General features: G+C 57.8%; 17 protein-coding genes. 13 read left to right on the top strand and 4 right to left on the bottom strand.

Annotated features, from left to right (window positions below; all coding sequences use genetic code 11):
- Nucleotides 1–179: 179 nt before the first annotated feature.
- On the bottom strand, nt 180–1,604 hold the full coding sequence (gene aspA / locus KGD89_RS25515) for an aspartate ammonia-lyase (RefSeq protein WP_025262560.1): 1,425 nt from the start codon (nt 1,602–1,604) through the stop codon (nt 180–182).
- Nucleotides 1,605–2,018: 414 nt separating this feature from the next.
- On the opposite strand from aspA, the gene KGD89_RS25510 reads away from it, so the two are divergent.
- Nucleotides 2,019–2,921: a LysR substrate-binding domain-containing protein gene (locus KGD89_RS25510; protein ID WP_025262559.1), complete on the top strand. Its 903-nt coding sequence runs from the start codon at nt 2,019–2,021 to the stop codon at nt 2,919–2,921.
- Between the two features lie 31 nt (nt 2,922–2,952).
- Here the strand turns inward: KGD89_RS25510 and KGD89_RS25505 are convergent, their stop codons facing one another.
- The gene (locus KGD89_RS25505; RefSeq protein WP_038400107.1) at nt 2,953–3,594 is read right to left on the bottom strand and encodes a hypothetical protein; all 642 of its coding nucleotides are present in this window, start codon (nt 3,592–3,594) and stop codon (nt 2,953–2,955) included.
- A gap of 436 nt (nt 3,595–4,030) precedes the next feature.
- On the opposite strand from KGD89_RS25505, the gene purE reads away from it, so the two are divergent.
- The 4 genes from purE to KGD89_RS25485 all read left to right on the top strand — a co-directional run bounded on the left by purE (nt 4,031) and on the right by KGD89_RS25485 (nt 6,597).
- Entirely contained in the window at nt 4,031–4,522 is a 492-nt protein-coding gene (purE, locus tag KGD89_RS25500) for a 5-(carboxyamino)imidazole ribonucleotide mutase (RefSeq protein ID WP_025262557.1), read from the top strand.
- Nucleotides 4,523–4,531: 9 nt separating this feature from the next.
- Entirely contained in the window at nt 4,532–5,614 is a 1,083-nt protein-coding gene (locus KGD89_RS25495; RefSeq protein ID WP_025262556.1) for a 5-(carboxyamino)imidazole ribonucleotide synthase, read from the top strand.
- A 128-nt stretch (nt 5,615–5,742) separates the two neighbouring features.
- Nucleotides 5,743–5,991, top strand: coding sequence for a GlsB/YeaQ/YmgE family stress response membrane protein (locus KGD89_RS25490; protein ID WP_025262555.1), 249 nt, complete (start codon nt 5,743–5,745; stop codon nt 5,989–5,991).
- 72 nt (nt 5,992–6,063) lie between these two features.
- On the top strand, nt 6,064–6,597 hold the full coding sequence (locus KGD89_RS25485) for a DUF3299 domain-containing protein (protein WP_025262554.1): 534 nt from the start codon (nt 6,064–6,066) through the stop codon (nt 6,595–6,597).
- Nucleotides 6,598–6,606: 9 nt separating this feature from the next.
- Here the strand turns inward: KGD89_RS25485 and KGD89_RS25480 are convergent, their stop codons facing one another.
- Together KGD89_RS25480 and KGD89_RS25475 are read right to left on the bottom strand one after the other, a co-directional pair.
- Nucleotides 6,607–7,506, bottom strand: a complete 900-nt coding sequence (locus KGD89_RS25480) for a D-hexose-6-phosphate mutarotase (RefSeq protein WP_025262553.1) — start codon at nt 7,504–7,506, stop codon at nt 6,607–6,609.
- Between the two features lie 93 nt (nt 7,507–7,599).
- The gene (locus tag KGD89_RS25475) at nt 7,600–8,001 is read right to left on the bottom strand and encodes an acyl-CoA thioesterase (RefSeq protein ID WP_025262552.1); all 402 of its coding nucleotides are present in this window, start codon (nt 7,999–8,001) and stop codon (nt 7,600–7,602) included.
- 432 nt (nt 8,002–8,433) lie between these two features.
- Here KGD89_RS25475 and KGD89_RS25470 point away from each other — a divergent pair, with 432 nt between their 5' ends.
- The 8 genes from KGD89_RS25470 to KGD89_RS25435 all read left to right on the top strand — a co-directional run bounded on the left by KGD89_RS25470 (nt 8,434) and on the right by KGD89_RS25435 (nt 23,228).
- Nucleotides 8,434–9,723: an MFS transporter gene (locus tag KGD89_RS25470; RefSeq protein ID WP_025262551.1), complete on the top strand. Its 1,290-nt coding sequence runs from the start codon at nt 8,434–8,436 to the stop codon at nt 9,721–9,723.
- A gap of 160 nt (nt 9,724–9,883) precedes the next feature.
- Nucleotides 9,884–10,882 (top strand): phosphate ABC transporter substrate-binding protein PstS family protein, encoded by a 999-nt coding sequence (locus KGD89_RS25465; protein WP_025262550.1) that lies wholly within the window; start codon nt 9,884–9,886, stop codon nt 10,880–10,882.
- A gap of 390 nt (nt 10,883–11,272) precedes the next feature.
- Complete coding sequence (locus tag KGD89_RS25460) at nt 11,273–13,306, top strand: ABC transporter permease subunit (RefSeq protein WP_081741996.1); 2,034 nt, start codon at nt 11,273–11,275, stop codon at nt 13,304–13,306.
- Between the two features lie 15 nt (nt 13,307–13,321).
- Entirely contained in the window at nt 13,322–14,992 is a 1,671-nt protein-coding gene (gene pstA / locus KGD89_RS25455) for a phosphate ABC transporter permease PstA (protein ID WP_025262548.1), read from the top strand.
- A 67-nt stretch (nt 14,993–15,059) separates the two neighbouring features.
- Nucleotides 15,060–15,893: a phosphate ABC transporter ATP-binding protein PstB gene (gene pstB / locus KGD89_RS25450; RefSeq protein WP_025262547.1), complete on the top strand. Its 834-nt coding sequence runs from the start codon at nt 15,060–15,062 to the stop codon at nt 15,891–15,893.
- A 70-nt stretch (nt 15,894–15,963) separates the two neighbouring features.
- Nucleotides 15,964–16,725 (top strand): phosphate signaling complex protein PhoU, encoded by a 762-nt coding sequence (gene phoU, locus KGD89_RS25445; RefSeq protein ID WP_025262546.1) that lies wholly within the window; start codon nt 15,964–15,966, stop codon nt 16,723–16,725.
- 203 nt (nt 16,726–16,928) lie between these two features.
- Nucleotides 16,929–17,822, top strand: a complete 894-nt coding sequence (locus KGD89_RS25440) for a response regulator (RefSeq protein WP_025262545.1) — start codon at nt 16,929–16,931, stop codon at nt 17,820–17,822.
- A 186-nt stretch (nt 17,823–18,008) separates the two neighbouring features.
- Nucleotides 18,009–23,228 (top strand): deaminase domain-containing protein, encoded by a 5,220-nt coding sequence (locus tag KGD89_RS25435; RefSeq protein ID WP_025262544.1) that lies wholly within the window; start codon nt 18,009–18,011, stop codon nt 23,226–23,228.
- Nucleotides 23,229–23,254 lie beyond the last annotated feature (26 nt).

Below are 23,254 nucleotides of genomic sequence, written 5' to 3'. Positions count from 1 at the left end.
AAACGAATGTTTTTGCCAGGACGTCAGCAAAAACGGGCTTTTCAGGTGCTTGATGCCCTCCTTTGGGTCGTCAGCAAGCAGGCAAAAAAAAGGGTCTGGAGAATCACTCCCAGACCCCCAAAAGGTGAGGGGTGTCTAGGCCCTCAACCTGGTGAGCATGTTGCGAAAAGCATTTTCGGTCAGGCCTTCAGGGGAGCGAGGCGCGGAGCGATCATGTTCTCCGGACGCAGGATGTCATCGAGCATCGCGTCGTCGAGCAAGCCTTCTTCGCGGACCAGTTCCAGTACACCGCGGCCACTTTCCAGGGCAATGCGGGCGATACGGGTCGAGTTTTCGTAACCGATGTAAGGGTTCAGGGCGGTGACCAGACCGATCGAGTGCTCGACCAGTTCACGGCAGCGCTGTTCGTTTGCAGTGATGCCGACGATGCAGTGTTCGCGCAGCATGTCCATGGCGCGTTGCAGCAGGCGGATCGAATCGAAAATCTTGTAGGCGATCAGCGGCTCCATCACGTTGAGCTGCAACTGGCCGCCTTCGGCTGCCATGGTCAGGGCCAGGTCGTTGCCGATGATTTCAAAGGCTACCTGGTTGACGGCTTCCGGAATGACCGGGTTGACCTTGCCTGGCATGATCGAGCTGCCTGGCTGACGCGCTGGCAGGTTGATTTCGTTGATGCCGGTGCGTGGACCGCTGGACAGCAGGCGCAGGTCGTTGCAGATCTTCGAGAGTTTGACGGCGGTACGCTTGAGCATGCCGGAGAACAGCACGAAAGCGCCCATGTCGGACGTCGCTTCGATCAGGTCGGCGGCTGGAACCAGCGGATGGCCGCTGATGATTGCCAGACGCTCTACTGCCAGCTTCTGATAGCCCGGGTCGGCGTTGATGCCCGTACCGATTGCAGTACCGCCCAGGTTCACTTCGGTCAGCAGCTCTGGAGCCAGAGTGCGCAGGCGGTTCAGGTCTTCGGTCAAGGTGGTGGCGAAGGCGCGGAATTCCTGACCCAGGGTCATTGGAACCGCGTCCTGCAACTGGGTACGGCCCATTTTCAGAACGTGGTTGAATTCTTCGCCCTTGGCTGCGAAAGACTGGATCAGGCTTTCGAGGCTTGCGAGCATGGCGTCATGACCCAACAGCAGGCCCAGACGGATTGCCGTCGGGTAGGCGTCGTTGGTCGACTGAGCCATGTTTACGTCGTTGTTCGGGTGCAGATGCTTGTATTCGCCTTTCTCGAAGCCCATGGCTTCAAGCGCGATGTTGGCGATGACTTCGTTGGCATTCATGTTGGTTGAAGTGCCAGCGCCGCCCTGAATCATGTCGACCACGAACTGGTCGTGGAAGTCGCCGCGGATCAAACGTGCGCAAGCTTCGCTGATGGCTGCGTACTTGGCATCGTTGAGGTGGCCCAGAGCATGGTTTGCATCAGCTGCCGCCTGCTTGACCATCGCCAGTCCAACGACCAGTTTCGGGTAATGCGAAAGTGGTACACCGGAGAGGTGGAAGTTATTCACTGCTCGCAGGGTCTGGATACCGTAGTAAGCGTGAGCAGGTACTTCGAGAACACCAAGCAGGTCTTTTTCGATGCGCAGTGATGCAGGCGAGGACATGATAGAGATTATCTCAAATAAGGCACAACAATGCCGGAACGCCGCGAATGTTGGGGTTTGAGCTGGAAGTTGACCAATGCTGTTAAACGCTGCCCTATGCAATAACGGCATAATGCACATGTGACGTGGGTTTCTCTTTGTTCGTAAACAGGACAAAATGTCGCACTTGTATTTGTTTTTGTCGCAGAGGCGACGTTATCTGGCAAATTGCGCGGCAGAATGAATGGGCGTGTGCAAAGTGAATGTCCCGGTTAAAGGGGGCATGTCCTGTCTGGACGTTGCGCAGTGGGAGCGGATTTATCCGCGAGACGTCATTGAAGGCGAGCATCTTCTTCGTGTAGGCGGGCCTCTCGCGAATAAATTCGCTCCTACCGAATGTCTTTCATTCATGCCCCGAATGTCCGGGAGGACGTGATGAACCTGGAAAGCAAATGGCTGGAAGATTTCAGTGCCCTGGCTGCCACCCGCAGTTTTTCCCAGGCGGCCGAGCGTCGTTTCGTGACGCAGCCAGCCTTCAGCCGCCGCATCCGCAGTCTGGAGTCGGCCCTTGGGCTGACGCTGGTCAACCGCTCTCGGACCCCCATTGAACTGACGGCTGCCGGACAGTTGTTTCTGGTGACGGCGCGCACGGTCGTCGAGCAGTTGGGTGAAGTGGTGCGTCACCTGCATCATCTGGAAGGCGGGCAAGGTGAGGTTATTCAGGTAGCGGCTGCGCACTCCCTGGCGCTCGGTTTTTTTCCCCGCTGGATCGCCCAGTTGCGTAACGATGGCTTGAACATCGCGACCCGGCTGGTGGCGACCAACGTGGGCGACGCGGTGCATGCATTGCGCGAAGGCGGCTGCGACCTGATGCTTGCGTTCTATGATCCGGATGCTGCCTTGCAGATGGACGCGGAGATATTCCCTTCGCTGCATCTGGGCCACACCGAAATGCTGCCGGTCTGTGCTGCCGATGCCAATGGCCAGCCACTGTTCGATCTGGAGAATGAACAGAGTGTGCCGCTGCTGGCCTACAGCGCCGGTGCTTTTCTCGGGCGTTCGGTGAATCTGTTGCTGCGTCAGCGCAACCTGCGTTTCACCACGGTTTATGAAACGGCAATGGCCGACAGCCTCAAAGGCATGGCGCTTGAAGGGTTGGGGATTGCCTGGGTGCCGCATTTGAGCGTGCGGGCCGAGCTTGAGCGTGGCGAACTGGTCGTCTGTGGCGGGCCGCACTGGCACGTCCCGCTGGAAATCCGCCTGTATCGCTGCGCCCTGGTGCGCAAGGCCAATGTCCGGTTGCTGTGGCGCAAGCTGGAGGGCGGCGCTGCACAATAACGCGTAGCGCCTGTTGAGTTTGCAGACGGGTTTACGGGAATTGATTCAAATGTTCGGCGATGATCTTTTTGTTCTTGTCGCTGTAGACATAACAATTGGATCTTATCTTTTCCCGAGTGGGCGTTATGTTGGTTTCACACCACCAGCCACCTCGGAATAACACTTCCGAGTGCTCATGAGTGCCGCCCAGCATATGACCTATTTCATGGGCTGCCGCGGCATACGTCTGCATGGAGGCTATCGCCGTATAATGCTTCTCGCGGGTATAACCCAGGATTTTTTTGTTGACGGGGTGGCGAGTCAACAGCAGGTATTTGGTTGTTCCGTTTCGGGGAAGATTGTTCTCCTGAATATACTGGTCCACGAGATGATCCCATTCCTGTTTGCCTCTTTTCAGGTCAGTGGTCTTGTAGGCGAAGCCGCTCAGCGTTGACTTTTTCTCGATGATATCGAGATAGACCCTGCGACCTGTAAAGCTTTCGAGGTCCTTGATCATCCATGAAAAGTAATCACGCTTCAGGTCGGTCCGTTCAAAAGCAGGTATGTCGTCATGCAGAAATACATACAGGAACAGCGGGCGTTTTTCCTTTACCTCGTTGGCGTAGGCCGGCGGGAAGTTCAACAGCAGCACTGCACCGAGCAGGACCGCGAGTCTTTTGAAATTCATTTTCATATAAGTTAATCCATTAACAGAGTTGCAGTGTTTATTTGAACGACTCATGCCGTTCATCGGGTGGGTGAGATCAAGAGGTAACAGGAAATTTTGAGAGGTTGTCAGTTGGCCTTTACTTCGTGAGAAGTAGTGGAGGGTGGACGCAGCCTGTAGGAATTTCTCAGGCTGTGTGAAAACTGCTGCGCTCGGTCATGCTGCGTTTTCACATGGTCTGTTCTGCTGCGGATTTGTCATTCACGGGGCTGCTTTACGGGCTGTCGGCAAGGTCCTTGTGCAGATGGTCGTCAGGGGGGCTGTCATCCTTGCGCTTTGAGGTATACTGCGCGGCCTTTGGCCGGTTGAATCGGCCATTATTCGTACAACAAGCCACGCCGGTCCTCCCGCGTGGCTTGTTGTTTTTTGACGCGCCTGCGGGCGCCCGATGAGAGGCACGACGATGAGCGCACTGGTTGGCGTGATCATGGGCTCCAAGTCCGATTGGTCCACCCTTAGCCACACCGCCGATATGCTGGAAAAGCTCGGCATCCCGTATGAAGTCAAAGTGGTGTCTGCCCACCGGACGCCGGATCTGCTTTTTCAGTACGCTGAAGAAGCCGAAGGCCGTGGTATCGAAGTGATCATCGCCGGTGCTGGCGGTGCTGCTCACTTACCGGGCATGTGTGCTGCCAAGACACACTTGCCGGTGCTGGGCGTTCCGGTTCAGTCATCGATGCTGTCGGGCGTCGATTCCCTGCTGTCCATCGTGCAGATGCCTGCAGGCATTCCTGTGGCGACCCTGGCCATCGGCAAGGCAGGCGCGATCAACGCCGCCCTGTTGTCCGCCAGTATCCTGGGCGCCAAGCATCCTCAATTCCATGCAGTGCTGAAGAAATTCCGCACTGAGCAGACAGACAGCGTGCTGGACAATCCAGACCCGCGCCACGCCTGAGGTTTTTCCATGAAGATCGGTGTAATCGGTGGCGGCCAGCTAGGCCGCATGTTGGCTTTGGCAGGTACGCCGCTGGGTATGAACTTCGCCTTTCTCGACCCCGCACCGGATGCTTGCGCTGCTGCGCTGGGTGAGCATCTGCGTGCCGATTACGGCGATCTGGATCACCTGCGTCAGTTGGCCGATGAAGTCGATCTGGTGACGTTCGAGTTTGAAAGCGTGCCAGCCGAAACCGTGGCGTTCCTGTCACAGTTCGTGCCGGTCTATCCGAGCGCCGACGCCTTGCGCATCGCTCGCGATCGCTGGTTCGAGAAAAGCATGTTCAAGGACTTGGGCATCCCGACGCCTGCGTTCGCGGATATCCAGTCGCAGTCGGACCTGGACGCTGCTGTCGCCAGCATCGGCCTGCCTGCCGTGCTGAAAACCCGCACCCTGGGTTACGACGGCAAGGGCCAGAAAGTCCTGCGCACGGCTGCCGATGTGGTCAATACCTTTGCCGAGCTGGGCAGCGTGCCTTGCCTGCTGGAAGGTTTCGTACCTTTCACCGGTGAGGTTTCGTTGATTGCCGTGCGTGCCCGCGATGGTGAAACACGCTTCTATCCGCTGGTACACAACACTCACGAGAACGGCATCCTGCGCATTTCCATCGCCAGTACCGATCACCCGTTGCAGGCGCTGGCCGAAGATTACGTCGGTCGGGTTCTGAAGCAACTGGATTACGTGGGTGTGCTGGCCTTCGAATTCTTTGAAGTCGATGGCGGCCTGAAAGCCAACGAAATCGCGCCGCGTGTCCACAACTCCGGACACTGGACCACCGAAGGTGCCGAGTGCAGCCAGTTCGAGAACCACCTGCGGGCGGTTGCCGGTCTGCCACTGGGCTCCACGGCCAAGGTCGGTGAGAGCGCCATGCTGAACTTCATCGGTGAAGTGCCAGCCGTGGACAAGGTCATCGCCATCGATGACTGCCATCTGCATCACTACGGCAAAGCCTTCAAGGCCGGTCGCAAGGTTGGCCATGCCACCGTGCGCAGCGCTGATCGTGCGACCCTGGACCGTCAGGTCAAGCAGGTCGAGGCACTGATTCAAAACTGATTGCCTGCTGATTCCAGGTCCTTTGTTTTCAAAGGGCCTGGAACCAATCCTCTCTCCGTGTTCTCAGATAGCAGTAAGCCAACGCTGCCATCAGGCCTTGGCGTGTTCAACACAGACAGGGGAAATACATGGGCATTATCGGAACCATCTTTATCGGCTTGATCGTTGGCCTGCTGGCACGCTTTCTCAAGCCAGGCGATGACAGCATGGGCTGGATCATGACCATTCTGCTGGGCATTGGCGGTTCTCTGGCTGCGACCTATGGCGGTCAGGCGCTGGGCATCTATCAGGCGGGTGAGGGCGCAGGTTTCCTGGGCGCGCTGGTCGGTGCAATCATCCTGTTGTTTATCTTCGGCATGATTAAAAAGAAGAGCTGATTTTTCATCTGGCCCTCTGTGCGCAGAGGGCTAGAATGCGCGGCAGTATTTTCCACTTTGCCGAGCTTTATGATGCGTCGTTTTCTATTGATGACCCTGCTACTGGTATCCGGGCTTGTGCATGCCGAGATTCCCGAGACCGACTGGCTTGAACTCATGCCCAAGTCGGACCAGAAAGCCCTCGAAGCCATGCCCGAGATCGACCACAACTCCCCGGAAGCCATGGGGACCTTCGACAGCAAGGGTGGTTTGAAGCAGAGCAAAGGGCTGCCCGCCGTCATGTATTCGACCAAGACTGTGGCCGACATGAATGGCAAGACGATCCGCCTCGGCGGTTATCCGGTGCCGCTGGAAACCGATGCCAAGGGCCATAGCACTTTATTCTTTCTCGTCCCTTATCCGGGCGCTTGCATTCACGTGCCGCCACCGCCTCCAAACCAACTGGTGCTGGTTCGTTACCCCAAAGGCCTGAAACTGGATGATATCTACACACCTTTGTGGGTAGTGGGTACGCTGAAAGTTGAGAAGGTCAGTAACGATCTGGCCGATGCGGCCTATGCGATGGATGCTTCAAAGGTCCGCGTCGTGGTCGACTCGGACCTTTGATAGCCGGGTTTAGAGCGCTTCACTCCAGATACTGATCCCCAGGACATGCATGTCCTGCGGGGCCAGGGTCACGACATCGTCCAGCACGTTGGCGGTTTCGACGCAGACCATGCGCTGCCAGCCCTCGGGCTTCATGTCGGCGAGCTTGCTGGTTTTTTCGATCCACGGGTTCCACAGGACAGCGGATTTCGAGCCGCTGGTCTGGATGTGAACCCGGCGCTTCCACTCTGGATCGACGATGCTGAGCAATGGCGGCGTATCTTTGTAGATACGGTCGGTTTCGCCGACGAACGTCAGGTCGCCGCTTTGCTGGCGTTCTTCCCAGTTTTCCAGGGTTTCGATATAGCGCAGGCCATCGAGGCCTTCGATGTGGATCTGGTGAATATCGCTGATTGCGAAGTAAGTGTGCAGCGCCTGGCTGAAGCTTACGGTTTCGCTTCCGTTGTTGTAGCTGACCAGGCTGACATTGAGTGCATGGTCCAGGCGGATGCTGAGTTTCAGGGCAACGTTGTGTGGCCAGCCGGGTAGATGGCCTTCAGCCTGCGGCAGGACGAACTCCACCAGCAGCGCATCGCCATCTTCACCAATCCCCAGCAGTTCCCAGTCCAGCGTGCGGACTTCCCCGTGGGCTTTGGCGGGTTCGCTGCTCTGGCGCATCGCCTGCACGCTTTGCGGGTTGCGCTCCAGGCTGCCGAACCATGGCCAGCAAACCGGGATGCCGGCACGAATCGGCTTGCCTTGCTTGAACAGCGCACCGTCGTTCAGCCAGATCAGAGGCTCCTGGCCTGCGACCTGATAACTGAGGATATGCGCGCCTTGCTGGGCAACCAGCAGCTCTGCATCGCCATGACGGATACGCCAGCAATTCAGCTCGTCGTATTTTACGGATTCAACCTGCGGTGTTGGCATGCGAAGTTCTCACTCAAGGACCGTGACATGAATAGACGCTTTCAAGGTCGAGGAGTTTAGCCTTAACCGGCCAGTCTCTGCCCGAACGACTATTTACCGCCGTGCCGGGACCGAACGTGTCCGGCCACTGCTGTCGATGGCCACGAAGACGAACACGGCTTCGGTGACCTTGCGCCATTCGCTGCTCAACGGGTCGTCGCTCCAGACTTCGACCATCATCTTGATCGAGGTACGGCCGACTTCCAGGGTCCGTGTATAGAAGGAAAGCTGTTCGCCAACGGCCACCGGAACCAGGAATGCCATGCGGTCGATCGCAACGGTCGCGACACGTCCGCCCGCGATCTTGCTGGCCATTGCGGTGCCTGCCAGGTCCATCTGTGACACCAGCCAACCGCCAAAGATATCGCCGAAACCATTGGTCTCACGGGGCAGGGCCGTAATTTGCAAGGCCAGGTCGCCTTGTGGGGTTGGATCTTCTTGTTCGAGCTCAATCATGCCTAGGGTGCCTCTGACCCATGACTCTCATTGTTTTCTACCGCGGTTGACAGGTGCCATTCAAAACTACGTCGATGAACATTGTGCGTTCAGCCGACCTATGGCTCCAAAAGGGAAACTCTGCGAAAGCCGCTGGCTAAAGAGGTTTTTGCGCAGTTTCCCGATGCGCGTGACGGTCTGCGAGTATATCGGGCGTTGCGTCACAGCACGACCATTGGGCTTTCTTTTTACCGAGCGCCGCTTCTGCTAGGTGTTTTTTGAAACAATTTGCTATCTTGCCTGACCTCTACAGGTGACAAGACTGCCTGTACACGCAATTTTGGTGCCTATCTGCACAATTGCCCCGGACAATCGCTTCTGCACGCCACCCCGTCGCAGCCAGCGTAGCTGTCGTTCGCTCATTCAAAGAAAAGCCCAAAGAGAAGCCTTGTCATGTCATCCGTACCTTTAGATTCCGCGAAGTCCGCGCGGCCTTTGACCCGCAGCGATTACAAAACCCTGTCGCTTTCAGCCCTGGGTGGGGCGCTGGAGTTTTACGACTTCATCATTTTCGTCTTCTTCGCGGCGGTGGTCGGGAAGCTGTTCTTCCCGGCGGACATGCCCGACTGGCTGCGCATGATGCAGACCTTCGGCATTTTTGCTGCCGGTTATCTGGCAAGACCGCTGGGCGGCATCATCATGGCGCACTTCGGTGACCTGCTGGGCCGCAAGAAAATGTTCACCCTGAGCATTTTCATGATGGCCGTGCCGACCCTGATCATGGGTCTGCTGCCAACCTACGCCCAGATCGGCATGTGGGCGCCGATCCTGCTGCTGTTGATGCGCGTCATTCAGGGCGCAGCCATCGGCGGTGAAGTGCCGGGCGCCTGGGTATTCGTGTCCGAGCACGTTCCGGCCCGTTATGTCGGTTATGCCTGTGGCACGCTGACGGCCGGTCTGACGGCGGGGATCCTGATCGGTTCGCTGGTCGCTACCGTGATCAACAGCATCTATACGCCGGTCGAGGTTTCCGACTACGCATGGCGCATCCCTTTCCTGCTGGGCGGTGTGTTCGGCCTGATGTCGGTCTACCTGCGTCGTCTACTGCACGAAACCCCAGTGTTTGCCGAACTGCAACAGCGCAAGGCGCTGGCCGAAGAACTGCCGCTCAAAGGCGTACTGCGTGATCATCGCGGTGCCGTGGTGCTGTCGATGCTGCTGACCTGGCTGCTGTCGGCCGGGATTATCGTCGTTATTCTGATGACACCGACCCTGCTGCAGACCAAGTATGAATTCCCGGCAGCCACTGCCTTGAAGGCCAACAGCCTGGCAATCGTTCTCCTGAGTCTGGGTTGCATCGGTGCGGGTGCGCTGGCGGATCGTATCGGCGCGGGCCTGGTATTGCTGCTGGGCAGCGCGGGTCTGTTGATCAGCTCCTGGACTTTCTACCATGTGCTGGCCGCGCATCCGGACTGGCTGTTCCCGCTGTATGCCGTGACCGGTCTGTTCGTCGGCACCATCGGCGCCGTGCCGTACGTGATGGTCAAGGCGTTCCCGCCTGTGGTGCGTTTCTCGGGGCTTTCGTTCTCCTACAACGTGGCGTATGCCATCTTCGGCGGCCTGACCCCGATGGTCGTGACCCTCATGCTCAAGACCAGCCCGATGGCTCCGGCCTGGTACGTGGCGGCGTTGAGTGGCCTGGGTATGGCGCTGGGTCTGTATCTGCTCTCCAAGAAGCGCTGATAGCCTCTCGCTGAAGCATTTTGTCTTGGATAAAGGCCGTCATCCCGAAAGGGGGACGGCCTTTTCATCTTATTGTCACAATCAATTCATAGAGTATTCATACGACCCTCCAATGAAGGCAGGTCGCAGATCCTCTACATACCCTGCAGGAGCGCAAGGCATGACATTCAAGAGCTGGATGACCGCACTGACATTTGCTGCCGCCGCAGTTGCGACAGCCAATTCCTTCGCTGCTGTTGACCCTGCGATCAAGCCTTACGCAAAAACCACGGGTGTATCCGGAAACCTCTCCAGTGTGGGTTCCGATACCTTGGCAAACCTGATGACCCTGTGGGCCGAGGCCTACAAGAAAGAATACCCAAGCGTGAACATCCAGATTCAGGCCGCCGGCTCGTCCACTGCGCCGCCAGCCCTGACGGAAGGCACTGCCAACCTCGGGCCGATGAGCCGCAAGATGAAGGACGGCGAGCTGTCGGCGTTCGAGTTGAAGCACGGCTACAAACCGACCGCCATCCCGGTCGCCGTGGATGCCTTGGCCGTGTTCGTTCATAAGGACAACCCGATCAAGGGCCTGACCATGCAGCAAGTGGACGCGATTTTTTCCGTGACCCGCCTGTGCGGTGCCAAGGCCGATGCGAAGACCTGGGGCGAGGTCGGCGTGACCGGCGACCTGGCGAGCAAGCCGATCCAGTTGTTTGGCCGTAACTCGGTGTCCGGCACCTATGGCTACTTCAAGGAAGAGGCGCTGTGCAAAGGTGACTTCAAGGCCAACGTCAACGAGCAGCCGGGGTCCGCTTCGGTGGTCAGCGCCATCAGCAGTTCGCTGAACGGCATCGGTTACTCGGGTATCGGCTACAAGACTTCCAGCGTCAAGACTGTACCGCTGGCCAAGAAGGAAGGCTCAGCGTTCGTCGAGGACAATGAAGCCAACGCCTTGAACGGTACTTATCCGTTGTCGCGTTTCCTCTACGTGTATGTGAACAAGGCGCCAAACAAGCCTCTGGCGCCGCTGGAAGCCGAATTTCTGAAACTGGTGCTGTCCAGACAGGGCCAGGAAGTGGTGATGAAGGACGGCTACATTCCGTTGCCGTCCCGCGTGGTGGAAAAGGCATTGGCCGATCTGGGCCTGCAAGGTACCTCGGGTGTCGCTTCGAAATAACAGCAACATGAGGGGAGGCTGAAGGATTGGCCTCGCAAGCAATTGAACAGTCCGCTGCCGGTTTTCCTGGGCGGCGGGCTTTTTTGCGTCACCTTACTGTAATGTTTTTGTCATATAAGGCCGTTACGGTGTGCGCGCATGAATGATCTGGCTAAATCGAGAATGAATCAGAGTTCACCTCCAGCGCGCATTGATTTCAATACGCCCGAGATGCTGCGCAAGCGCCGCGTTCGTGCTTTCAAGGACCGCCTGACCCGCTGGTATGTCGCCGTGGGTGGTCTTGCCGTGCTGGCCGCTATCACGCTGATCTTTTTCTACCTCGCCTATGTCGTCGCGCCGTTGTTCAAGGGGGCCAGCCTGAGCGTCAAGACGCCGCTGAACGCTACCTGGATGCAGGACGCGGGCAAGCCGCTGATGATTAGCATCGAAGAGCAGAACCAGATCGGCATGCGGGTTTCCGACAAGGGCGAAGTGATCTTCTTTGATATCAGGGAAGGCAGCGAACTGCAGCGCATCAGCCTGCCGCTGCCAGCCGGTGTGAGCGTTGCGTCCATCGGCAAGGACCAGCCCGGCGCGCCGCTGATTGCTCTGGGTCTGTCCAATGGTCAGGTGCTGATCTTCAAGCATGCTTACCAGACGACATATCCGGACAACAAGAAAACCATCACGCCGAGCATTGCCTGGCCTTACGGCGAGACGCCGCTGGTGCTGGACGATCAGGGCCGGCCGGTGGAGTACGTTACCGTCAGCGCCAGTGGCGACAATCTCAAGGTTGCAGGTTCAACCGGCACCCAGTTGCACGTTCTGGCCCTGGAGCAGACCGAGAACATGATGACGGGCGAGATGACCCGCGAGCAGAGCCGTATCGATCTGCCGCAGATGTCCGCTGCCGTCAAAGCCATCTATATCGATCCTCGCCAGCAATGGCTGTATGTGATCAACGGTCGTGCCCAGGCCGACGTGTTCAGCCTGCGGGATCGCACCCTCAATGGTCGTTACAAGCTACTGGAAGACGGTAACGCGGAAATCACCGCCAGCGCTCAACTGGTGGGCGGCATTTCACTGATCATCGGTAACTCCAAGGGCAGCATGAGCCAGTGGTTCATGGCCCGTGACACCGATGGCGAACAACGCTTCATGCGCGTTCGCGACTTCAAGATGAGCCACGCACCGATCGTGCAGATCAGGGCCGAGCAGCGTCGCAAGGGTTTCATCGCGCTCGATGCTTCGGGCAAGCTGGGCGTATTTCACAGCACGGCCCATCGCACCTTGCTGGTCGATCAGGTGGTGGAAGGCTCGGGCATTCTGGCGTTGTCGCCACGGGCCAACCAGATTCTGGTCGAGAGTTCAGGCCTGCTGCTCCCCATGACGCTGGATAACCCGCACCCGGAAGTGTCCTGGAGTTCGCTGTGGGGCAAGGTCTGGTATGAAAACTACGATTCGCCTCAGTATGTCTGGCAGTCCACGGCGTCCAACAGCGATTTCGAGCCCAAGCTGAGCCTCGCGCCGCTGACCTATGGCACGTTGAAAGCCGCGTTCTACGCCATGATCCTGGCTGCGCCGCTGGCCATTGCTGCCGCGATCTATACCGCTTACTTCATGGCGCCGGGCATGCGCCGCAAGGTCAAGCCGGTCATCGAGCTGATGGAAGCGATGCCGACGGTGATCCTCGGCTTCTTTGCCGGATTGTTCCTGGCGCCGTATCTGGAAGGCCATTTGCCCGGCATCTTCAGCCTGCTGCTGTTGACGCCCATCGGCATCCTGTTGGCGGGCTTCCTGTGGACCCGTCTGCCCGAGTCGATTCGTCTGCGTGTGCCTGACGGTTGGGAGAGCGCGATTCTGCTGCCAGTGGTGGTGCTGGTGGGCTGGTTCTCATTGAGTATGAGCCCGCATCTGGAAAACTGGTTCTTCGGTGGCGACATGCGCATGTGGATCAGCAATGACCTGGGCATCACCTACGATCAGCGCAATGCACTGGTCGTCGGCATCGCCATGGGGTTTGCGGTCATCCCCAATATCTACTCGATTGCCGAAGATGCCGTCTTCAGCGTGCCGCGCAGCCTGACCCTGGGCTCGCTGGCCCTGGGCGCGACGCCCTGGCAAACCCTCACCCGCGTGGTGATCCTGACCGCAAGCCCCGGCATCTTCTCGGCGCTGATGATCGGCATGGGCCGTGCCGTGGGTGAAACCATGATCGTGCTGATGGCCACCGGTAACACGCCGATCATGGACATGAACCTGTTCGAGGGCATGCGCACCCTGGCGGCCAACGTTGCTGTAGAAATGCCCGAGTCGGAAGTGGGAGGCAGTCACTATCGCGTGCTGTTCCTGGCGGCGCTGGTGCTGCTGGTGTTCACTTTTGTCATGAACACCCTGGCAGAGCTGATTCGTCAGCGCCTGCGCAAGAAATACTCGTCGCTTTAAGGAAGGCAGAACTTAGTGAAACGGGACTCTCTCAAGAGCTGGTTCAAAAGCGGCGCCCCCGGCGTCTGGCTGAGTGCGGGCGCTGTTTCCATCGCGGTGATCATGACCATCGGGCTGCTGGCGGTGATTGCCGTGCGTGGCCTGGGGCATTTCTGGCCAGCGGATCTGGTGCATGCGCAATACGATGTGCCCGGTCAGCCGCCGCATGTGCTGGTGGGCGAGCTGGTCGAGCAGGAGCAGGTTCCGCTTGCGCGCCTCAAGGGTGCTGGCTTGCCAGTGCCGGACAGCGGCCCCGAATTCATGACCCGCGAGCTGTTCAAGGTCGGCAACCGCGACCTGAACCCCAGCGATTTCACCTGGGTGGTCGGTGAATGGCTGACCGAACAGAGCCTGCCTGCCGAACTGATGACCCTTGAGCGTCGTGAGTGGGGCAACTTCTACGGCTATCTGGTCAACGTCAAGGAAAACGGTACGGTAGTGGCTGAAGGCGAAGCGGCCTGGCCGACCCTGCAAGAGCGTATCAAGCGGGTCGAGAAGCTGGCCGACGAGCTTTACAGCCTGGAAAAGAAAGACATTGGCGCCATCAACCACGGTATCGAGCGTCTGCGCCTGCAGGCCCGCAAGCTGGAGCTGGAAGGCCGGCTCGATGCGACGGCCCAGGCGGACATGGCTGCCGAACGGGCTGAACTGGATGCCCGCTATAAAGTGATCGAAGAGCGGCTTGGCGGCCTGCATCAGGCGTTCGACCGGGACAGCCTGACCGTCCGCGAGGCCAACGGTAAAGAGGTGGAGATCAGTCTGGGCAAAGTGGTGCATGCCTATCAGCCCAATGCCATGGGGTTCTTCACCAAGATCGGTTTCTACTTCAAGAAACTCTGGGAATTCCTGAGCGAAGACCCACGGGAAGCCAACACCGAAGGTGGCATTTTCCCGGCCATTTTCGGCACGGTGATGATGACGCTGATCATGGCTGTGATTGTCACCCCGTTTGGCGTGCTCGCAGCGGTCTATCTGCGTGAGTACGCACGCCAGGGCACGGTCACGCGACTGATCCGCATTGCCGTGAACAACCTGGCCGGTGTGCCGGCCATTGTCTATGGCGTGTTTGGCCTGGGCTTTTTTGTCTATGTGCTGGGCGGTTCTCTGGACCACCTGTTCTTCCCCGAAGCGCTGCCTGCGCCGACTTTCGGCACGCCCGGTCTGTTGTGGGCATCGCTGACCCTGGCGTTGCTGGCGGTTCCGGTGGTGATCGTGGCCACCGAGGAAGGTCTGGCGCGTATCCCGTTGAGCCTGCGTGAAGGTTCGCTGGCGCTGGGTGCAACCAAGGCCGAGACCCTGTGGAAAATCGTCCTGCCCATGGCCAGCCCGGCAATGATGACCGGTCTGATCCTGGCGGTGGCCCGTGCTGCAGGCGAGGTTGCGCCCTTGATGCTGGTGGGTGTGGTCAAGCTGGCACCGTCTCTGCCGCTGGATGGCAACTACCCCTACCTGCATCTGGATCAGAAGATCATGCACCTGGGTTTCCATATTTATGACGTGGGCTTCCAGAGCCCCAATGTCGAGGCCGCACGTCCGCTGGTGTATGCCACGGCCTTGCTGCTGGTGCTGGTGATCGCCTTGCTCAACCTGTCGGCGGTCGCCATTCGTAACCATTTGCGCGAGAAGTACAAGGCGCTCGACAACTGATCCGAAAGTCCCGCCCCGCACTGGCAGGGCGGTTCGATGATGCGAAAAGTTCGCACAGGAGCAATCCATGCAACACGAAGGCTCAAACCACGGCGTCAATCTGTCGGCCCTGGGGCGCAACAAGTCAGGTTTGCATCTGGCCGATGAAATCGTGGCAATCGAAGTGCCGGGCCTGAATCTGTTCTACGGTGAAAAGCAGGCGCTGTTCGATGTCAGCCTGAATATTCCCAAGCAGAAGGTGACGTCGTTCATTGGCCCGTCCGGTTGCGGCAAGTCGACGCTGCTGCGCACCTTCAATCGCATGAACGATCTGGTCGATGGCTGTCGTGTGGAAGGCGCCATCAACCTCTACGGCCACAACATCTACAGCAAGGGCGAGGAAGTCGCCGAGCTGCGCCGTCGCGTCGGCATGGTGTTCCAGAAGCCGAACCCGTTCCCCAAAACGATCTACGAGAACGTGGTCTACGGCCTGCGTCTTCAAGGGATCAACAAGAAGCGCGTACTCGATGAAGCTGTCGAGTGGGCACTCAAAGGTGCGGCCTTGTGGGATGAGGTCAAGGACCGGCTGCATGAGTCGGCGCTTGGCCTGTCCGGCGGTCAGCAGCAGCGTCTGGTGATTGCCCGCACTATCGCCGTGGAGCCGGAAGTCCTGCTGCTCGACGAGCCCTGTTCGGCGCTCGATCCGATTTCGACGCTGAAAGTTGAAGAGCTGATCTACGAACTGAAATCCAAATACACCATTGTGATCGTTACCCACAACATGCAGCAGGCGGCACGGGTTTCTGATTACACCGCTTTTATGCACATGGGCAAACTCGTCGAGTTCGGTGATACGGATACCTTGTTCACCAACCCGACCAAAAAGCAGACAGAAGACTACATCACCGGTCGTTACGGCTAGGACGTGCTCCGTCAGCCCTGAACCACCGCTGCGTTTTCGCAATTAACCGGACGTTCCAAGGACACCCAGCATGATCCACAAAGACAGCCATACACATCACATCTCGCAACAGTTCAACGCCGAACTCGAAGAAGTTCGCAGCCACTTGCTCGAAATGGGTGGCCTGGTCGAGAAGCAGGTCAACGATGCCGTCACGGCCCTGATCGAAGCCGACTCGGGCCTTGCCCAGCGGGTCCGGGAAGTCGACGACCGGATCAACCAGATGGAGCGCAACATCGATGAAGAATGCCTGCGCATTCTTGCCCGTCGCCAGCCTGCGGCTTCCGACCTGCGCCTGATCATCAGCATCTCCAAGTCGGTTATCGACCTGGAGCGCATCGGTGATGAAGCCACCAAGATCGCCCGTCGTGCCATCCAGCTGTGCGAAGAGGGTGAGTCGCCGCGTGGTTATGTGGAAGTGCGTCATATCGGCGACCAGGTCCGCAACATGGTCCGCGATGCGCTGGACTCGTTCGCACGCTTCGACGCCGAACTGGCCCTGTCCGTCGCCCAGTACGACAAGATCATCGACCGCGAATACAAGACGGCGCTGCGTGAGCTGGCGACCTACATGATGGAAGATCCGCGCTCGATCTCCCGTGTACTGAACGTGATCTGGGTCCTGCGCTCGCTGGAGCGTATCGGTGACCACGCCCGTAATATTTCCGAGCTGGTGATCTATCTGGTACGTGGTACGGACGTGCGCCACATGGGTCTCAAGCGCATGAAAGAAGAAGTACAGGGTATCCTGAGCGAAACCTCTAATGTTCCGGGTAAGACTGACGATAATTAAGATTGCCTGCGAAAAAACGCCCGGCACTTGCTGGGCGTTTTTCGTTCAGGGGATTAAGATTTGTAACCGCCCGCGAACTTCCGTGCTGGCGCAGTCATTCAATATGGCAGTTGGCTACCCTCCAACGCTATGCTTGCCGAAACAAAGGGCGTGTTGGCATACCGCAGTTCACCTTCAAGGTGAACACGCCCGCAGGAGCGTCGATGAGTAAAGTCAGTGTATTGGTGGTGGATGACGCGACTTTCATCCGCGACTTGGTAAAAAAAGGGCTGCGCAATTATTTCCCCGGTATTCATACCGAGGATGCGGTCAACGGTCGCAAGGCTCAGGCGTTGCTGGTTCGCGAGACCTTCGATCTGATTCTCTGCGACTGGGAAATGCCCGAAATGTCGGGCCTGGAGCTGTTGGCCTGGTGCCGTGAGCAAGACAGTTACCTCAAGACCGTGCCATTCATCATGGTGACCAGCCGTGGCGACAAGGAAAACGTTGTTCAGGCCATTCAGGCTGGCGTAACCGATTTCGTCGGCAAGCCGTTCACCAACGAACAGTTGCTGACCAAGGTCAAGAAAGCCCTGGCCAAGGTGGGCAAGCTTGATCTGGTGATGTCCAGTGCTCCGGCGCGCATGAACTCTCCGCTCAATGACTCCCTGAGTGCATTGACCGGTGGCAAGGCCGAAGTGGTCCGCAGTGCCGCGCCTGCCCAGGCATCGGCCGGTATTGCCAAGGCGCCGCCTGTGGTTGCCAAGGCGGCGGAGCCTGCAGGTCGCGGGCAAGGACAGTTGCGCCTGCCTAATGGTATTCAGCCGTGCGTGATCAAGGCCTTGAGCCTGAAGGAAGCATCGCTGCTCGTACGTCGCAGCGATGCGCTGCCGCAGGTTCTCGACAGTGCCGTCCTGGATCTTGAGCAGGGCGAGAGCAATGAAGTCGCGCGTTTGAACGGCTACCTGCATTCCGTCGCAGCCTTTGAGCAGAAACCTGACAGCGAATGGTTGCAAGTGTCCTTCCGCTTCGTCGACCAGGATGCCCAGAAGATGGACTACCTGTCGCGCCTGATCGCCCGCGGCACTGCCCAGAAGCACTTCGTTCCTGGCGCCTGATTGCTGACCTCTTCTCGAATGAATTCGCTCCTGTCGTAGGAGCGGATTTATCCGCGAACGATGTCTTAGGCATTTCCCGTTTCAGAACTTTCCTGCGCAATAAATGCTGGTTTTCCGGTTTCGGAGGCTGGTTCTTGCCTATTCAGTTTGTCTCGCCGCATGACATATGCATACGAGACTACTCAAATGACGCCTACCGCAATTCAACCGCTGAATATTCAAACCATCAGCTCCTGTCGATTGTTTTTCAATATCCATCACGCCCTGGGCGTCGATCCTGCCGAACACTATATGGTCGATGCTCAGGCTTTGCCTGAAGAGCATTTTCGAGTGGCCAGGCTCGTTCTCCAGCACTTGCTTGGCGAGGATACGAGCTTCTCGAACACGAACCCTGTACACCCGAAGTCGCTTCAGGGCCAGAAGCTGTTCCTGATTTACCAAAGCGAAAAAGCCTGGAAGCTGTACGCCGATGCAATGGAAACACCTCTGGCAGAGGTGACACCCTGGATGGTGCATCAGTTTTTCGCACGACTTGCCTGGCTCGATGAATCGGCTGTCACCACTGAAACGGCCAGAGCGCAGCTAAGCGCTTACCTGTACGGGCTTCGCCCTTATCGGGGAGCGGATGTTGTGCTGGACCCCAAGGACTATCCCGAACTGCGCGGGTTATTGATGGCTGTCCCGCAAGACCTGCGCCTGTGGATGGTGCAATTCAAACGTGGTGCCCGCTTGATGCCAATCGGTGAATGGATCGCGCGCAGCTCAGGGCGTTCGCTTTATAACGGCATCGCTGCATCCAGAGACGAGCAAGCCCGACGCCCGTTGAGTGTGTTGTGTGATGCCATTGCCGAAATGTTGCCGCCCGGCGAGTATCGCGACAAATCCTTATCGGATGCCCTCGATCAGAAGCTGGCAGCAATTGCGACCTGGTGGCTGTTCGAGTTCTATCTGAAAGCGGGTTCGCAGATAGCCTCGCCTTGCGAGGGCTTGCAGATCGATTTCCTGACGCCGATACCTGTCGTCAGCCGGACCGAGTTTTATCGCAAGGTAGCAGCGTATGCCGTGAACCCCGATGACGAATCCTGGTTGCCCCTGGCCATCGCCAATGCAAAGGGTGCTCCCGGCATGCGTGCGCTCTCGCTGGGGACTGAGCTGCGTTTCACGCATTCAGGCCTGGTGTTCGATTCAGCTATTGCGTTGGCCACTCTGTTGCTGACGTCGCAGCTGCAATCGAGCCCCGAGTTGAGCCATTCGCTGCCAACCGGCCTTGGGTTGAATGTCCATGTCCCGCCGCTGGACTCCTGGAGCCCCGTGCGTGATGCCGATGTTCTGTTCCAGCAATTGGGCATCGGTTTGCTGTGCCGGGCTGATGGCGATGCGAGTGTCTTGCGTTGGAGGCCTTCGCAAACCTGGCATGCGCTGATCCAGACTGCACGCTTCAGATCCATGTTTGCCCCGTTGCTCAACAGCATGCAGTGGTACGGAGCACTGGCACACGAACAGGCTTCGCCGGTTATCACTCAGGCGTTGGCGGGGCGCGCCATTGTCGATTACTTCCTTGGCGCAACCCGGACTTTTGCCGAGCCACTGGAAAAGACGCTTCGCTGCACGTGGGTCTGTGAGTACAGCCATGTGCAGCTTTGCGCCAGGGTGCGGGCGGATATCAAGGCGCGTCAGCCCACGGTATCGTCATCGACGCTCGACATGCTTTATTACCTGTTTGCGCGTGAAGCCATGCCTGAACTGCTGGTGGAAGGTGTCCCCGATCACCTGCAATATGGGCGATCGCTGCAAAGCGTGGCCTTGTTGCATGGCGTTGCTCTGGTTGAAAGCATGCGGCCGGGCCATTCCCAGGCCCCTCAGTTTGATGACCTGATCGGGATCAGCTCCGAACTGACCCAATCAAGTGATGCCAATGTCCATGCCTTGTGGGCAAGGACGCTGGCCATTCCGGCTTTGCGCTATGCCATTGCCCATGGCGGTATTGAATGGTCTGGCTCTGACAACATTGATCAGGCAAGCGCCGCGCAAATCAGTCAGGCCTTGAGTTACCTCCAGCAACAACAGGCGCTTCATGCCTCAGAGCTGAATGATTTACTGAGCATCAAGCCGCCGGATCGCAAGCGTCTTGCCGAGCAAATGCTGACCGATGCCCATGTTGATCGCCGGATCTGGGAACTCTCCATCAAGCTTCACGGCTGGCCAATCCTGCAGGAGCACGGCTTCACCATCGCAGACTCCTACTCCATTGATCGTCTGCTGGCTGTCGGACGTCCGCAAGCCAGTGTGCTGGAACTGGTGATGATGGGAGAGGCGTACATACCGGGAAAACCGACGATTCCCGAAGCCTACGCCAGCGCGTTCGACGCATTCCAGCAAGCGTTGATCCGCGCTGAAGCCAGGGTCATGACCCGGTTGCTGGCCGAGATGCAGGCAGCCGATCGCACAGCGTTGCTGAACTCGACCAGCGAAGTGAGTCGGGTGGCTTTCGGTGCCGAAGAGGGTGTTCACGGGCTCTTCATTCGTTGCCAGCCGGGCGATCATCAAGCGGACTTTCACGATCACACGGCCGCTGAGATTTTCTATGAGTTGATTCCTGCTGGCGGTGTGGTCCGAAAAGTCGCTCAACGCTTCCACTACCAGGTCGAGCCCGACACCGGTTTTAGCGGAAATATCTTGGAAACCGTCGAGAAGAGAGAGCGCAATGCCGCAAATGTCGCCAAGGCCCGGGTGACGCCATTGTTGCCATTTGATGGCGATGCGTACCTGAAAGGGACCGCATCACGCTCTTCGGTGGCCTATCACCAGCCACGTCAAGGCGTGTTGATTCCTTGCGCCGAACTGATTTACCTGCCTGACGGCAGTGAGCAGGCCAGGCTTGAAGCTTTTGTGCAGGTTGCGGCGGGTCACTTGTTTACCAGCTTTCTGGAAAGGAGCAGGGCCGAACATGAGCATGCGACTCAATGGGAGCAACTTTGGGCCAAAGAGCGCGAATATGCCGATATCGCCGCATGCTTGCTGATCCCTTTTTATGGCTGTATCACGGATCTGGCCCATGGAGAGCACTCTGCCGGTGTCGTCATCGGCTGTGTGATGGAGGTGGCCTTTGCGTTGATTCCGGCCGGGCAATTTGCCGGTTCCACGGCGCGGATTGTCATCAAGGCCGGTGAAATGAGCGTTCTGTCGGTATTTAAGCTGACTGGTAAAGCGGTGGCTCGTCTGATCGCAGGGCTTGCAGAGCAAAGCGCACTGTTTATTGTGCGTGACGCAGGAAAGTCCGCGCTGAATGTTGGCAGGCTTGGCTGGTCGCGGTTGCTGGAACAAGTGCCTTCGCTGAAAAAAATCTTTGCTTCGCAAGTCTTTCTGGACGGCGGCATCAGCCTCGACAAGGGCATGTACCGGATCTCCGACAGTGTGGAGCACCCTTGGCGCCCCAAGGTTAAAGCGCTGGATAAGCGGGTGATTGTCGATGGCCGATCCGATGTGGTCGTGCGCAATATCGGTACAGCGCAAGAGCCGGATTTCAGGTTGCTTGATCCTGAGTCCGATGCAGTGTTCGGAAAACAGCTGACATCTGTTTCAGGCAGCAGGCCGCGGGAGTTCTCAATGTCGTCCGCCGCCGACGGCATTGTTCGTGGTCACTATCCGGTGGTTTTACCGGTGGTCTCGAAAGTGGAGGGCTTTACTGAAATTCGTATCGCCGACAGCTGTGTCGTGCAGGTCATCGAAAGAGAGGAAGGTGTGTTCGATATCCTTGTGGATGGCGAGGTCTATCATCTGGATGCTGGCACGCCGGGTGCTGCCATGCGTAAGCTATCGGCCAGCAAGGTTTCTTCCCGGGCTGGCTGGCTGGAGGAAACCGAGAACCTGTGCAGGTTTCGTCGCAACCTGGAGTCGGTGCCCTGCGCGACAGGTGTAAAACTGGTCACGCCGACGCCTGAGCCCGTGAAGCCTGGATCGCTTTCCCCCAAGCGAACCGGCAAATACCCGAGTCATGCCATTGATGCCCGTGAGTTCACGCTGGCCACCCTGACGACAGGCGCTGGAGAGACTTCGCAACGTCTCGATGTCTTTGTCTATGAAGGAAAGTTCTGCAAATGGGCCGAATCGACTGAAGTGACGCCATCGACTTCGGCACAGGCCTCGACAGGGAAAATGGTCGTGCCTCTTTCACAGGAAGAACGGGAGCTTTTTTCGTTGCCCGAAACACCGGTTTACTTGCCGGAGCTGGATGGGATCTTGTCGGCTGAGGGCAAATTGGGTGTACCGCCCAACTTTACGCCTCAAGATACCGCTTTCGTTTATGAATTTGCCCCGGTTATCGAATTCGGGGCCATAGCCCAAGGGGTCAGTGATACTCGAACCCTGCGCGGCATGCGCCTTCAATTTGTGAACACAGACTGGATTTTCGTCGAGCCTGACACGGGTGCGTTCTATAAGGCCCGAGTGCCTGAAAGTAATCGCATTGAGTTGAAGTTTTCTCGCGTCACTGAGGTTGACGAGATCAATGAATTCATTCGGGTATCGGAGAAATACCGATTGGTGCGGGAGCGTCCGAATATAGAGACAGATCGGGAAAATATCGCACGTTTGCTCTTTGATATGCTCGATGATGCCGAACGGGATGCGTGGAAAGTTTCCTTGACCCCGCAGATCACTTCTTATGATGACTATGCGCGGTGGTGTATTACCAATGGGGAGGAAAATTCACTTCTGAGATTTGCCAGTGAAATTCTGGCGGGTGAAGAAATCCAGAAGAAATTCGTGGAGCTTGCCAAGCAGTGCATTCCTGACTTCAAGAAGATTGCTCAGAGAAGCGTGCCCGAAAAGCAGCATATCCTGGAAGTTCTCAACAGGCTTTTGCCGGTAGCGGGCTCAAAAGGAAAATGGGTAGAGCTGAATATGCAGAGCATTATTACCTCCAAGGCTACCAACGCGATTCTGAGCCAGATCAAGGGTGCCAACCTTTCCTTTGCCCAGGTTTATACCGAGTCCGGGGAGCGGGTCGTGTATTACGCGCTTTCGGGGGGGGAGAAAGCCAGGGGCCTTAAATTACGGATCGATTCTGCCGAAACGACCGAGCAGATCCTGGACGGGGTCATATTCCGCGATGCCCGTGCCCGAATGGCAAGCCGCGAGCCCGATCCCCGGTTTACCAGCCTGCCGGTGGTCAGGGATGCTGCCCGCACGGTAATTCGGGATTTCAGCCGCGACCTCGATGCAGAGCGATTGATCGCAACCGTGTTGAAAGAGGATATGGCGACGACGCGCTTGACCCATATCAGATTCTTTACCGTGCTCGATACCTGTCGATCCTGTGGCGGATTCGTGCTGCCTCGCTTGAAACTGGATTTTCCTGACGCCCTGTTTTCCGTGACCTACCTGAAAAATTACACCTTTTCGTAACGGACCCTGACCTGTGCGGTGTGCCG

The sequence above is a fragment of the Pseudomonas cichorii genome, assembly GCF_018343775.1.
GTDB classification, from domain to species: domain Bacteria; phylum Pseudomonadota; class Gammaproteobacteria; order Pseudomonadales; family Pseudomonadaceae; genus Aquipseudomonas; species Aquipseudomonas cichorii.
This window is presented reverse-complemented; position numbering and strand designations above follow the sequence as displayed.